Below are 13,168 nucleotides of genomic sequence, written 5' to 3' on the forward strand. Positions count from 1 at the left end.
TAGCAACGCGGGAGCCAGATGAGAACACGTTGCACAACACAGGACCGCCCCTTCGCCGCGGTCGGCGAAGGGGCGGTCCTGAGGACGCGCGCGGGGCGGCCGGACGGCCGCGCAAGGCTAGGCGCTGGGAGACGCGCTCGGTGATGCGCTCGGGGACGCGCTCTCGGAGGTGGTCGGTGAGGGCGTCGCGTCGGGCTCCGCAGCGGTCACCTTCAGTTCGACGGTGAGGGTGGCGCCGCCGGCCGTGGTGAGGCGCAGCAGATACGTGCCCGCCGCGTCGTCCGCGTACATCTTCGGGAGCTTCAGGACGCCGTTCCCGTCGGTCTTCAGACCCTTGAGGGTACGGACGGGCTTGCCGTCCGCGTCCTTGAAGTAGGGGCCCTTGTCATTGACCGTCGCATCCGTCGCCGACTTGACCATCGTGGCGGTGGCCGCGACGCCGTCCGCCGCCTTGCCCTTGTACGTCGCCTTGACCTCGACCTGGTCCGCGAACTCCTTGCCCGCCTCGCAGGTCAGCGCCTTGTCGCTGGTCCTGGCGAGCGCGTCGGCCTCGCGTGCGGTGACCTTCGCGTCGAAGTCGATGCCGGGCAGCGAGCGGCCCACGACCGTGGCGCGCACGACGAAGTCGCCGCTCTTCTCGCCCGCTTCGAGCACCGGGGCGGTGGCCTTGCCGGTGACGCCCGTGGTGACCGTGGCGCTCCTCGCGCCGCCGTCGAAGCGGGTGTCCGTGTCACCGACGATCGTGAACTTCACCTTGGCCTTGGCCACGAACGCGCCCGACTTGGACTCCGCGCGCACCGCGACGCGCTCGGTGAAGGCGTCGCCCGTCCGCGCGACGAGATCGCCCGTCCCCGCGTTCGCCAGGGCGTCGACCCGCTCGGTCGGCGAGGGGCCCGGGTCCGGCGTCTTGGAACCGCCGTCGACCGGCGGCTTGGGCTTGGTGCCGCCGCCGGTGCTGCCACCACCGCCGTTGTTGCCGGGCTTCTGCTTGCCGGGTTCCGGCTTGGGCTTCGGCGACGGCGAAATCGGCTTCGTCGGGCCGTTGCCCGGGAAGCGGGTGTCGCTGCGGTCGTCCGGCAGGACGCCCTTGCCGTCGGGGACCTCGTGGGTGCCCTTGCGGTAGTACTCCAGCCACGACAGGACCGTGTTCAGGTACTCCGTGGAGCGGTTGTAGCTCAGGATCGCCTTGTGGAGGTCGGCCTCGACGGACAGATCACGGTCGTTCGCACAGAGGTAGTAGCCCGCGGCGAGCGCCGCGTCGTAGATGTTGTTGGGGTCCTTCTCGCCGTCGTTGTTGCCGTCCCGGCCCGAGGTGGCCCACGTCGACGGGATGAACTGCATGGGGCCGACCGCGCGGTCGTGCGTCGTGTCGCCGTCGTACGCGCCCTTGTCGGTGTCGGTGATCTTCGCGAAGCCCTTGCCGTCGAGGACCGGGCCGAGGATCGGCGTGATCGTCGTGCCGTTCGCGTCGACGCGGCCGCCGCGGGCCTGGCCCGACTCGACCTTGCCGATGGCGGCGAGCAGTTGCCAGGGCAGATGGCAGCCCGGCTTGGCGCCCGCGAGCTCGGCCTCGGCCTTCTTGTACGCGTCGAGGACGGTGGCGGGCAGGCCCGCCTCGGCCTCCTTGTCACCGCCGTTGGGCGGGGCGCCGGTCGGCGGGACGGGGCTCTGCAGGGGCGGCAGGTCCGTGTAGTACGGCGAGTTGCCGGTCGCGGAGTCGCCGGGCGGCGGCGTCGCGTCCGCGGCACCCGCCGCGTGCTCGTCGCGCGGGACGTCCGTCACCCCGGGGGCCTGTGACGCGGCGAGTGCCGCCACCGCCGCCGCGGCCACCGCGGTGGTCACCGCTCCCCTGCGCAGCCGCCTGCCGATTACCGGCGCCATGACCGAGCCACCCCTCCCCATTGCCGACACCTTCGTGCCGCTCCCGCTTCCGTACACGCTTGCCTTCGTACGTGCGTGCTCCCCAGCGGGACGACTCAGGCGACACTACGACAACTTTCGGCGCCCTCACACCCGTTCGTGCCCGATATTCACCGGTTGGCAAGAGACGGGGACAGGGCTGTTACGGGGCCGGGGAGCCATCCCCCGGACTATCGGGGACCGAACCGTCCGGCACCTCGCTGATCTCGCTCTCCGGAGTGAGCCCCTGCCCGATGGTACGGCCCTTGTTCAGCCCGCGATGCACCGCCTGCGCCACCCGCTCGACGGTGCGCACCCCGTACGCCATCGACGGGTTGTCGTGCGAGAGGACGACGATGCGGTAGGTGCGGCCACCGCCGGTGAACGCGCCGACGCTGTGCACCCGCCAGCCGTGCGTCGCACGCGGCAGCCAGCCGTTCTTCAGATGGGCGCGGATCCCGCGCGGCATGCCCGCGGGCACCCCCCAGCGCTGGTCGCGCCGCACGTCGGCCATCTGCCGCAGACCGTACGCACGCGCCGCCGGTTTCAGTACGTCACGGGCGCCGGTCAGCACGCCCAGCAGCCGCAGCTGATCCGCCGCGGACGTCCGCGTCAGGCCCCAAAGGCCGTTCGGGCCCAGGCTGGTGGCGGTCGTGCCGACCCTGCGCAGGAAACGCGTGAGATAGGGGTGGCCCAGATCGCTCCACAGCCGCCAGGCCGCGTTGTTGTCCGAACTCGTGATCATGGGGCGGATCCTGTTCCGCTCCCAGCCGGTCAGCCCCCGCCGCCACTCCTGCGCGCGCCGCAGCGCGGCCTCCATCAGCAACACCTTCGCGACACTCGCCGCGTCGTACCGCCGACGGCCCGCCAGCTCACAGAACAACCCGGTACGGGTGTCGTGCACCGCCACGGACACGCTCCCCGCCCTGGACGACAACGCCGCCCGGATGTCATGCGACATCCGGGCGGCGAGAGCCCGATCACGCCCGGCCGTACAAAGGTTCGCCCCCTGCTGACGGCCGGCGTCGGCAGCGGTCGCGGATATCGGGGCCAACAAAGCCGTCGTCACCGCCGCGGCCACCGCCGCACGGCACTTTCGCAGATGAAGGGCCATACGCCTCATCCTGGCCCCTGGGCCTTGAACGGGGCGGTTCGCCGGGGCCACGCGAGTGAGGTTCCGCTGCGCGGGGCTTGAGCGGGGGGGGGTGGTTCCCGCTGCGCGGGGGCGTATCGCTGCGCGGGGCTTGGGCAGGGGGGCGGGTGCCGCTGCGCGGGGCATACCGCTGCGCGGGGCTTGAGCAGGGGGGTAGTTCCCGCTACGCACGGGCGTACCGCTGCGCGGGGCGTATCGCTGCGCGGGGCGTATCGCTGCGCGGGGCTTGAGCAGTGGGGGCGAGTGCCGCTGCGCGGGACTTGAGCAGGGGGGCGGATGTCGCTGCGCGGGGCTTGGGCGAGGGGCCTCTGGCCGGGGCTTGGGCAGTGGAGGTAGAGCCCGCTGCGCGGGGGCGCTTGGGCGGGGCCTTGCCCCGGCTTGGCACCGCCGGGATCGACGTGGGGGTTGCTCGCCGTCGCGGCGGAGTTCGGGGCACGCCCCGAAGGGGCGCGGGGAACTGCGCGACCAGCCACGGCACCCCCGCAGCCGGCCACGACACCGAACCACGCAGCTCCTACAACGCCCCGCCCGCAACGCCCCGCCCGGGAGGCCCCACCCCGCGAGGGCCGAGGCTCCCGCAACACACCGCCCGGAAGGCACAACACCTCGCCCCGCCCCGGGAGGGGCTCACACCGAATCTCCGCCCCCACCCCGGGAGGGGCCCGCACCGTACCTCTGCTACCCGGCCCGGGAGGGCTAGTGCGCTGCGGATTCCCAGTCCGCGCCGACCCCGACCGATACGTCCAGCGGCGCCCGCAGCGTCACCGCGGCGGACATTTCGTTGCGGACCAGTTCCTCGACCTTGGCGCGCTCGCCGGGGGCGATTTCCAGGACGATTTCGTCGTGGACCTGGAGCAGCATCCGGGAGTCGAGCTTCGCCGCGGTCAACGCACCGTGCACGTTCAGCATGGCGATCTTGACGATGTCCGCGGCCGTGCCCTGGATCGGCGCGTTGAGCGCCATCCGCTCGGCCATCTCACGGCGCTGGCGGTTGTCGCTGTTGAGGTCGGGGAGATACCGGCGGCGGCCCAGCATCGTCTCCGTGTACCCCGTGGCGCGCGCCTCGTCGACGACGCGGCGCAGATAGTCGCGCACGCCGCCGAACCGCTCGAAGTAGGTGTCCATCAGCGCGCGCGCCTCACCCGCGTCGATGTTCAGCTGCTGGGAGAGGCCGAACGCGGACAGGCCGTACGCCAGGCCGTACGACATGGCCTTGATCTTGCGCCGCATCTCCGCGTCGACGTCGACGCGCTCGACGCCGAACACCTGGGAGGCGACCGTGGTGTGCAGGTCCTCGCCGGAGGTGAACGCCTCCAGGAGGCCCTCGTCCTCGGAGAGGTGCGCCATGACGCGCAGCTCGATCTGGCTGTAGTCCGCGGTCATCAACGACTCGAAGCCCTCGCCGACCACGAAGCCTCGACGGATCGCCCGGCCCTCGTCGGTGCGGACGGGGATGTTCTGGAGGTTGGGGTCCGTGGAGGACAGCCGGCCCGTGGCCGCCACCGTCTGGTTGAACGTGGTGTGGATGCGGCCGTCCGCGGCGACCGTCTTGATCAGTCCCTCGACGGTGACGCGCAGCTTCGCCTGCTCGCGGTGGCGGAGCATGATGACCGGCAGTTCGTTCTCGGTCTGGGCGGCGAGCCAGGCCAGGGCGTCGGCGTCCGTGGTGTAGCCGGTCTTCGTCTTCTTCGTCTTGGGGAGGTTCAGCTCGCCGAAGAGGACTTCCTGGAGCTGCTTGGGCGAGCCCAGGTTGAACTCGTGCCCGGCCGCGGCGTGCGCCTCCTTCACGGCCTGCTGCACCGCGCCCGCGAACTGCTGCTCCATCGACTCCAGATGCGCGCGGTCGGCAGCGATGCCGTGCCGCTCCAGGCGGGCCAGGAGCGTGGACGTCGGCAGCTCGATGTCCTTCAACAGGTCGCTCGCGCCGACTTCTTGGAGCTTGTCCCCGAAGGCCGTGCCCAGGTCGAGGATCGTGCGGGCCTGCGCCATCAGGGACTCGGCCTCGGCCTGGTCGTCCTCCTCCGTGCCGAAGGCGAGCTGCCCGTCGGCGGCGGAGGCGGGCGCCAGCTCACGGCCCAGGTACTCCAGGGACAGCGCGTCCAGGGCGAAGGAGCGGCGGCCCGGCTTGACCAGGTAGGCGGCGAGCGCGGTGTCCATGGAGACGCCGTCGACGGTCCAGCCGTGCTCGGGGAAGACCCGCATCGCGCCCTTGGCGTTGTGCATGACCTTGGGCTTGGCGGGGTCGGAGATCCAGGCCGCGAAGGCGTTCTCGTCGGACTCGTCCAGGGCCGACGGGTCGAACCACGCGGCCGCCCCGCCCGCCGCGGCGAGCGCGACCTCGGTGACCGTGCCCGCGCCGAGCTGCCAGGTGTCGACCGTGGCGACGCCGAGGACCGCCTTGCCGTGCTCGGCGAGCCACGGGGCGAGCTCGCCCGCGCCGAGGACCGATCCGTCCAGCTCGACGCCCGGCTCCGCCGGGGTCTGCTCGGCCTCCTCGGCGCCCGGGTCGACGGCGAGCAGGCGCTCACGCAGCGACGGGTTGCGGATCTCCAGGGTGTCCAGGACCATCGCGAGGGCCGCGCGGTCGTACGGGGCGCGCTCCAACTCGGTGACGGTCTTGGGCAGTTCGACGTCGCGCACCATCTCGGTCAGGCGGCGGTTGAGCTTGACCGACTCCAGGTGGTCGCGGAAGTTCTGCCCGGCCTTGCCCTTGACCTCCTCGGCGCGCTCCACGAGGTCGGCGAACGAACCGAACTGGTTGATCCACTTCGCGGCGGTCTTCTCACCGACACCGGGGATGCCCGGCAGGTTGTCCGACGGGTCGCCGCGCAGCGCGGCGAAGTCCGGGTACTGGCTGGGGGTGAGGCCGTACTTCTCCTCGACCTTCTCCGGGGTGAAGCGGGTCAGCTCGGAGACGCCCTTGGTCGGGTACAGCACCGTCACATGGTCGGTGATCAGCTGGAAGGAGTCCCGGTCACCCGTGACGATCAGGACCTCGAAGCCCGCCGCCTCCGCCTGCGTGGCCAGCGTGGCGATGACGTCGTCCGCCTCGAAGCCGTCCACCGCGAAACGCACCGCGTGCATCGCGTCGAGCATCTCGCCGATCAGCTCGACCTGCCCCTTGAACTCGTCCGGGGTCTTGGAGCGGTTCGCCTTGTACTCGGGGAACTCCTCGGAGCGCCACGTCTTGCGCGACACGTCGAACGCCACCGCGAAATGCGTGGGCGCCTCGTCGCGCAGCGTGTTCGCCAGCATCGACGCGAAGCCGTAGATCGCGTTCGTCGGCTGGCCCGTCGCCGTCGTGAAATTCTCCGCGGGCAGCGCGAAGAACGCCCGGTACGCCAGGGAGTGCCCGTCCATGAGGAGCAGGCGCGGACGCTGCTCACCACTCGGCTTCGTCACGGTCTCGGACTTCTTCTTCGCTGCTTTTTCTGCCACGTCCCCGATCCTGCCACGCCCCACTGACAGTCCGGTCCCAGGCAGCCCCGACCCCCGGCATTGTCACCGTCGCGTGGGAGGATCGGAGACATAGCTCACGCACGTGCTCGAAGGGGAGCCGACCATGGCAAGCAAGCCGCCCAAGGGCGATCCGGTCCAGGACGCGCCGCAGGTCGCCGAGGTGCAGCACGCCGCGGCGGGCCTCCCCGCGATCGGGCACACGCTGCGCATCGCCCAGCAGCAGATGGGCGTGCGCCGCACCGCGCTGACCCTGCTGCGGGTCAACCAGAAGGACGGCTTCGACTGCCCCGGCTGCGCCTGGCCCGAGCCCGACCACCGGCACAAGGCGGAATTCTGTGAGAACGGCGCGAAGGCGGTCGCCGAAGAGGCCACGCTGCGCCGCGTCACCCCCGACTTCTTCGCCGCGCACCCGGTGGCGGACCTCGCCACCCGCAGTGGGTACTGGCTGGGACAGCAGGGCCGCCTCACCCACCCCATGTACCTGGCGGAGGGCGCCGAGCGCTACGAACCCCTCTCCTGGGAGCGGGCCTTCGACATCATCGCCGAGGAACTCGCCGCCCTGGACGGCCCCGACGAGTCCGTCTTCTACACCTCGGGCCGCACCAGCAACGAAGCGGCGTTCCTCTACCAGCTGTTCGCCCGCGAGCTCGGCACGAACAACCTCCCCGACTGCTCGAACATGTGCCACGAGTCGTCGGGCTCCGCACTGACCGAGACGATCGGCATCGGCAAGGGCAGCGTCCTCCTGGAGGACCTCTACAAGTCGGACCTGATCATCGTCGCCGGGCAGAACCCGGGCACGAACCACCCGCGCATGCTCTCCGCCCTGGAGAAGGCCAAGAACAACGGCGCGAAGATCATCACGGTCAACCCGCTGCCCGAGGCGGGCCTGGAGCGCTTCAAGAACCCGCAGACCCCCCAGGGCATGCTCAAGGGCACCGCCCTCACCGACCTGTTCCTGCAGATCCGCCTCGGCGGCGACCAGGCCCTCTTCCGCCTCCTGAACAAGCTGATCCTGGAGACGCAAGGCGCAGTCGACGAGGACTTCGTCCGCGAACACACCCATGGATACGAGGAGTTCGCCGCCGCCGCGCGGGACGCCGACTGGGACGAGACGCTGAAGGCCACGGGCCTGACCCGCGAGCGCATCGAGGAAGCCCTGCGCATGGTCCTCGCCTCGAAGCGCACCGTCGTGTGCTGGGCGATGGGCCTGACCCAGCACAAGCACGCCGTGCCCACCATCCGCGAGGTCGTCAACTTCCTGCTCCTGCGCGGCAACATCGGCCGCCCCGGCGCGGGCGTCTGCCCCGTGCGCGGCCACTCGAACGTGCAGGGCGACCGCACGATGGGCATCTTCGAACGCCCCGCGCCCGCCTTCCTCGACGCCCTGGAGAAGGAGTTCGGCTTCGCGCCGCCGCGCCACCACGGCCTGGACGTCGTGCGCGCCATCCGGGCGCTGCGCGACGGCGAGGCGAAGGTCTTCTTCGCCATGGGCGGCAATTTCGTCGCGGCGTCCCCCGACACGGAGGTCACCGAGGCGGCCATGCGCCGGGCCCGCCTGACCGTGCACGTGTCCACCAAGCTGAACCGCTCGCACACCGTCACGGGCGCACGCGCCCTCATCCTGCCGACACTCGGCCGCACCGAACGCGATCTCCAAGTCGGCCCGAACGGGAAGAGCACCGAGCAGTTCGTGACCGTCGAGGACTCCATGGGCATGGTGCACGCCTCGCGCGGCCGCCTGGAGCCCGCGAGCAAGCAGCTGCTCTCCGAGCCCGCCATCGTGTGCCGGCTCGCGCGCCGCGTCCTCGGCGAGGAATCCCGTACTCCCTGGGAGGAGTTCGAGAAGGACTACGCCACCGTGCGCGACCGCATCGCGCGCGTGATCCCCGGCTTCGAGGACTTCAACACGAAGATCGCGCACCCCGGCGGCTTCGCCCTGCCGCACGCCCCGCGCGACGAGCGCCGCTTCCCCACCGCCACCGGCAAGGCCAACTTCACGGCCGCGCCCGTCGAGTACCCGGCCCTGCCCGAGGGGCGCCTGCTGCTGCAGACGCTGCGCTCCCACGACCAGTACAACACCACCATCTACGGCCTCGACGACCGCTACCGCGGCATCAAGAACGGCCGCCGCGTCGTCCTGGTCAACCCCGACGACGCCCGCGACCTCGGCCTCGCCGACGGAACGTACGCCGACCTCGTCAGTGAATGGCAGGACGGCGTGGAGCGGCGCGCGCCGGGCTTCCGCATCGTGCACTACCCCACGGCCCGCGGCTGCGCGGCCGCCTACTACCCCGAGACCAACGTCCTGGTGCCGCTGGACGCCACCGCCGACACCAGCAACACCCCTGCCAGCAAGTCCGTCGTCGTACGCCTGGAACAATCCTCGATCGACTGAGCGTTCGCTCAGGGACAGTGGTCGACGACGAACGGAGCCGGACCCCATGGGCGAGCAGCACAGCGTGAAGTTCCCGCAGGAAGTCATCGACGAGTACGCCTCGCTCGGTGTCGATCTGCCCGCCCTCTTCTCGGCGGGGCACCTCGGCACCCGCATGGGCGTCCAGATCCTGGAGGCGTCGGCGGAGCGCGTCGTCGGCACCATGCCCGTCGAGGGCAACACCCAGCCGTACGGCCTGCTGCACGGCGGCGCGTCCGCGGTGCTCGCCGAGACCCTCGGCTCGGTCGGCGCGATGCTGCACGGCGGCATCAAGAAGTTCGCCGTCGGCGTCGACCTGAACTGCACGCACCACCGCGGCCCCCGCTCCGGCCTGGTCACCGGCGTGGCCACCCCCGTCCACCGGGGCCGCACCACGGCGACGTACGAGATCGCGATCACCGACGAGCAGGGCAAGCGGGTCTGCAGCGCCCGCCTCACCTGCATGCTGCGCGACGTCGAGGGACAGCAGGTGCCCGGCGTCACGGGCTGACCGCGGGCGGGCGCACGGCCCCGCGCCACCGGCCGGCCGGGGCGGGCGCACAGCGCGGTCCGACGCATTGTCGGAGCGTCCGCGTCCGGTCTAGCGTCTGCGCATGAGGCACCGGATACAGCTCTGTGCGCCCACCCTCGCCGTCGTTCTCGGCACCGCCCTCGCCGCCACCGGATGCGGAAGCTCCGGTCCCGACGCGGCCGACGGCAAGAACCCCTTCCCCAGCACCAGCAGCATCTCCCCCGCGAAGCTCTGCACCACGATCATCACCAAGTGGGCGCGGGAGCTCTACGACAAGGGCGACCACACCTACGGCGACTACCAGTCGATGGGCCTGTCGAACGGGCAGTACATGATCCTGCGTGACGTCCTGGACGCGGCCCGCGCCGAACGCACCCGCCAATCGGACGCCGCCGGGCGGAAGTTGATCGACAGGCAGGCCCGCGAGCGGTGCGCCGAGCGCTACCGCAACGGCGGGCCGAGCGGCGGGCCGTGGGTGTGAACGCCATCGGCCCGGTCGAGCCGGGCGAGGACACCTACGACCACGAGGCCGCCGCCCCGCGGCCCGTACGGCTCGATCCGCACCGCATCCGCCACCGCCGCACCGCCCTCGCCGCCGCGGCCGCCGTGATCGTCGGCGCCGCCGCGCTCACCCTCTATCTGACCCGCCCGGAACCACCACCGGAGCCCGCACCGCCCTGGCCGTCGCAGAGCGTGTCCGTTTCGTACGCGGGCGAGATGTCCCGGCCGCGCCCCGGCGAGCGGAACTTCACGTTCGCCGTCACCTTCGCCCAGGAGTCGGGACCGCAGGTCACCGTGCGGCGCGTCGCCCAGCCCTCGGCGGCGCTGTCGGTCGACACGTCCCCTCCCACCCCTTTCACGGTGAAATCAGGAACCCCGCGGAAGTTGATCATTACGATGCACATTCGCGAATGCGGAGAAGTGCCACGGAATGCCGGACTCCCTTTCCTCGAAGTAACGCTGCGTAATACGCGCGCAATCGAGAAGCAGAGTTACATCCTCGGTCCGGAATACGCGAATGATCTTTCCGGGGCTCTCACCTCCGCATGCCCACGAACACCGGTGTCATGAGTCAAACACCCTTACAGTCCTGCCAGTTGTCCTGGACATTCTCAGCATGCGGATACGTCGAGATCCACCGAACAAGGTCATATTCCGGCCCAACCACCCCCTGCGTTCCAGCCCGGAATACTCCGTGGCATAACAAGAGCGTCACAGCCTTGGTCCGACCACTCCACCTGGAACAAAGCCGCCCTTAGAGTCACGGCCAGTCACCGCGCCCACCGGATTCCTGTCAGTTCGGTTCCGCGCTCGACTCGGCCTCCCAACAAGGGACAGCCGTGCCAGGGGAAAGGACTGATCGTGCGTCAACGTTCGCTCATAGCCATCACCGCTGCACTCACCACCGGGGCCCTCACCCTCACCGCCTGTGGCTCGCGCGACGACAACAAGGACGACGACGCCGGGGGCGGCGGTACCACGGTGGTCATCGGCGTCGACGCGCCGCTGACCGGTGACCTCTCCGCACTCGGCCTCGGCATCCGCAACTCCGTCGACCTCGCCACCAAACAGGCCAACGCCAAGAAGTACGTCGACGGCGTCACCTTCAAGATCGAACCCCTCGACGACCAGGGCCAGCCTTCGTCCGGCCAGACCAACGCCACCAAACTCGTCGCCGACAAGGACGTCCTCGGAGCCGTGGGCCCCCTGAACTCCTCCGTCGCCGAGTCCATGCAGAAGGTCTTCGACGACGCCAAACTCGTCCAGGTCTCCCCCGCCAACACCAACCCCGCCCTCACCCAGGGCCCGGACTGGAACGGCGGCAAGAAGGCACGCCCCTACAAGTCCTACTTCCGCACGGCCACCACCGACGCCATCCAAGGCCCCTTCGCCGCCCAGTACCTCTACAACAAGGGCAAGAAGAAGAAGGTCTTCGTCGTCGACGACAAGAAGACCTACGGCGCCGGACTCGCCGCCACCTTCAAGGACGAGTTCACCAAGCTCGGCGGCAAGGTCGTCGGCACCGAACACATCAACCCCGACACCAAGGACTTCGGCGCCGTCGCCACCAAGATCCGCAACTCCGAAGCGGACCTCGTCTACTACGGCGGCGAATACCCCCAGGCAGGCCCCCTCAGCAAGCAGATGAAACAGGCAGGCTCCAAAGCCCCCCTCGTCGGCGGCGACGGCATCTACAGCGCCGACTTCATCAAACTCGCAGGCAAACAAGGCATCGGCGACTACGCCACCTCCGTCGGCCAGCCCGTCGAAGAACTCCCCTCCGCCAAGGAGTTCATCGCCAACTACAAGAAGGCCGGCTACAAGGAAGCCTACGAAGCCTACGGCGGCTACTCCTACGACAGCGCCTGGGCCATCATCGAAGCCGTCAAGAAGATCGTCGACGACAACGACGGCAAACTGCCCGACGACGCCCGCTCCAAGGTCATCGACGCCATGAAGGACGTCTCCTTCGACGGCGTCACCGGCAAGGTCTCCTTCGACGAATACGGCGACGCCACCAACAAGCAACTCACCGTCTACCAGGTGAAGTCGACCAACCCCAAGACCGGCTGGAAGCCCGTCGAGTCCGGCACCTACACCGGATCCAACTGACGCCCGACCCGCACCCCACGACAGACCGCGCGGGGCGCTGCAAGCCAGCGCCCCGCGCGGTGTCGCATCCGTCGCGCCCGTCACCAGGAGCGTGCGACCCCGCGCCGGCCAACGAGCCACCGCAGCACGGTCGTACGACATCGAAAGACTCGGAGGACCTGCGGTGCACGAACTGCCGCAACAGCTGGTCAACGGCCTGCTACTGGGATCCATGTACGGCCTGATCGCCATCGGCTACACAATGGTCTACGGCATCGTCCAGCTCATCAACTTCGCCCACGGCGAGATCTTCATGACCGGCGGATTCGGCGCCCTCACCGTCTGGCTCTGGCTCCCCGGCGGCACCAGCGTCTGGACCGCCCTGCCCCTCATGCTGATAGGCGCCATCTTCGTCTCCACCACCATCGCCATCGGCGCCGAACGCTTCGCCTACCGCCCCCTGCGCGGCGCACCACGCCTCGCCCCGCTCATCACCGCCATCGGCCTCTCCCTCGCCCTCCAGCAAGCCGTCTGGGCCTGGTACCCCGAAGCGAAATCACCCCGCTCCTTCCCCGAACTCCCCGGCGACGCCATCCACATCGGCTCCGTCACCATGCAGCCCGGCGACATCTTCCTGCTCATCACCGCCCCCATCTGCATGATCGTCCTCGGCTACTTCGTCATGAAGACCCGCGTCGGCCGCGGCATGCAAGCCACCGCCCAAGACCCCGACACCGCCAAACTCATGGGGATCAACACCGACCGCGTCATCGTCGTCGCCTTCGCCATCGGCGCCGCCTTCGCCGGCATCGCCGCCGTCGCCCGCGGACTCAAATACGGCCAGATCGACTTCCGCATGGGATTCATCCTCGGCCTCAAAGCCTTCACCGCGGCCGTACTCGGCGGCATCGGCAACATCTACGGCGCCATGATCGGCGGCGTCGTCCTCGGCCTCGCCGAATCCATGGCCACCGCCTACATCAACAACATCCCCGGCATGGACAAACTCGGCGGCCAGTCCTGGGCCGACGTCTGGGCGTTCGTACTCCTCATCGTCGTACTCCTCGTCAGGCCCCAAGGCCTCCTTGGCGAGCGCGTCGCGGACAGGGCGTGACAT

General features: G+C 70.0%; 9 protein-coding genes. 5 read left to right on the top strand and 4 right to left on the bottom strand.

Annotated elements, in window-relative coordinates; translation table 11 throughout:
- Nucleotides 1–117: 117 nt before the first annotated feature.
- From ACFWZ2_RS20920 to polA, 3 genes are all read right to left on the bottom strand, one after another.
- Entirely contained in the window at nt 118–1,881 is a 1,764-nt protein-coding gene (locus ACFWZ2_RS20920; protein ID WP_384547737.1) for a lytic transglycosylase domain-containing protein, read from the bottom strand.
- 181 nt (nt 1,882–2,062) lie between these two features.
- Complete coding sequence (locus ACFWZ2_RS20925; RefSeq protein WP_384547739.1) at nt 2,063–2,809, bottom strand: serine hydrolase; 747 nt, start codon at nt 2,807–2,809, stop codon at nt 2,063–2,065.
- A gap of 939 nt (nt 2,810–3,748) precedes the next feature.
- Nucleotides 3,749–6,490 (bottom strand): DNA polymerase I, encoded by a 2,742-nt coding sequence (polA, locus tag ACFWZ2_RS20930; RefSeq protein ID WP_384547741.1) that lies wholly within the window; start codon nt 6,488–6,490, stop codon nt 3,749–3,751.
- A 124-nt stretch (nt 6,491–6,614) separates the two neighbouring features.
- Here polA and ACFWZ2_RS20935 point away from each other — a divergent pair, with 124 nt between their 5' ends.
- The 3 genes from ACFWZ2_RS20935 to ACFWZ2_RS20945 all read left to right on the top strand — a co-directional run bounded on the left by ACFWZ2_RS20935 (nt 6,615) and on the right by ACFWZ2_RS20945 (nt 9,940).
- The gene (locus ACFWZ2_RS20935) at nt 6,615–8,909 is read left to right on the top strand and encodes an FdhF/YdeP family oxidoreductase (RefSeq protein ID WP_384547743.1); all 2,295 of its coding nucleotides are present in this window, start codon (nt 6,615–6,617) and stop codon (nt 8,907–8,909) included.
- Nucleotides 8,910–8,955: 46 nt separating this feature from the next.
- Entirely contained in the window at nt 8,956–9,438 is a 483-nt protein-coding gene (locus ACFWZ2_RS20940; RefSeq protein ID WP_384547745.1) for a PaaI family thioesterase, read from the top strand.
- Between the two features lie 103 nt (nt 9,439–9,541).
- Nucleotides 9,542–9,940 (top strand): hypothetical protein, encoded by a 399-nt coding sequence (locus tag ACFWZ2_RS20945; RefSeq protein WP_384547747.1) that lies wholly within the window; start codon nt 9,542–9,544, stop codon nt 9,938–9,940.
- A 154-nt stretch (nt 9,941–10,094) separates the two neighbouring features.
- Here ACFWZ2_RS20945 and ACFWZ2_RS20950 read toward each other — a convergent pair whose 3' ends face one another.
- Nucleotides 10,095–10,298, bottom strand: a complete 204-nt coding sequence (locus tag ACFWZ2_RS20950) for a hypothetical protein (RefSeq protein WP_384547749.1) — start codon at nt 10,296–10,298, stop codon at nt 10,095–10,097.
- A gap of 523 nt (nt 10,299–10,821) precedes the next feature.
- On the opposite strand from ACFWZ2_RS20950, the gene ACFWZ2_RS20955 reads away from it, so the two are divergent.
- A complete protein-coding gene (locus ACFWZ2_RS20955) occupies nt 10,822–12,072 on the top strand; it encodes a branched-chain amino acid ABC transporter substrate-binding protein (RefSeq protein WP_384547750.1) in 1,251 nt (416 codons plus the stop codon).
- 163 nt (nt 12,073–12,235) lie between these two features.
- Complete coding sequence (locus ACFWZ2_RS20960) at nt 12,236–13,165, top strand: branched-chain amino acid ABC transporter permease (protein WP_384547752.1); 930 nt, start codon at nt 12,236–12,238, stop codon at nt 13,163–13,165.
- Nucleotides 13,166–13,168 lie beyond the last annotated feature (3 nt).

Origin of the sequence: Streptomyces sp. NPDC059002, from assembly GCF_042740435.1 — a bacterium.
Taxonomy (GTDB): Bacteria; Actinomycetota; Actinomycetes; order Streptomycetales; family Streptomycetaceae; genus Streptomyces.

Excerpts from the sequence above, each read along its gene's own strand:
- ACFWZ2_RS20920 (WP_384547737.1), bottom strand. The coding sequence starts at position 1,881 with ATGGCGCCGGTAATCGGCAGGCGGCTGCGCAGGGGAGCGGTGACCACC.
- ACFWZ2_RS20935 (WP_384547743.1), top strand. The coding sequence starts at position 6,615 with ATGGCAAGCAAGCCGCCCAAGGGCGATCCGGTCCAGGACGCGCCGCAG.
- ACFWZ2_RS20940 (WP_384547745.1), top strand. The coding sequence starts at position 8,956 with ATGGGCGAGCAGCACAGCGTGAAGTTCCCGCAGGAAGTCATCGACGAG.
- ACFWZ2_RS20945 (WP_384547747.1), top strand. The coding sequence starts at position 9,542 with ATGAGGCACCGGATACAGCTCTGTGCGCCCACCCTCGCCGTCGTTCTC.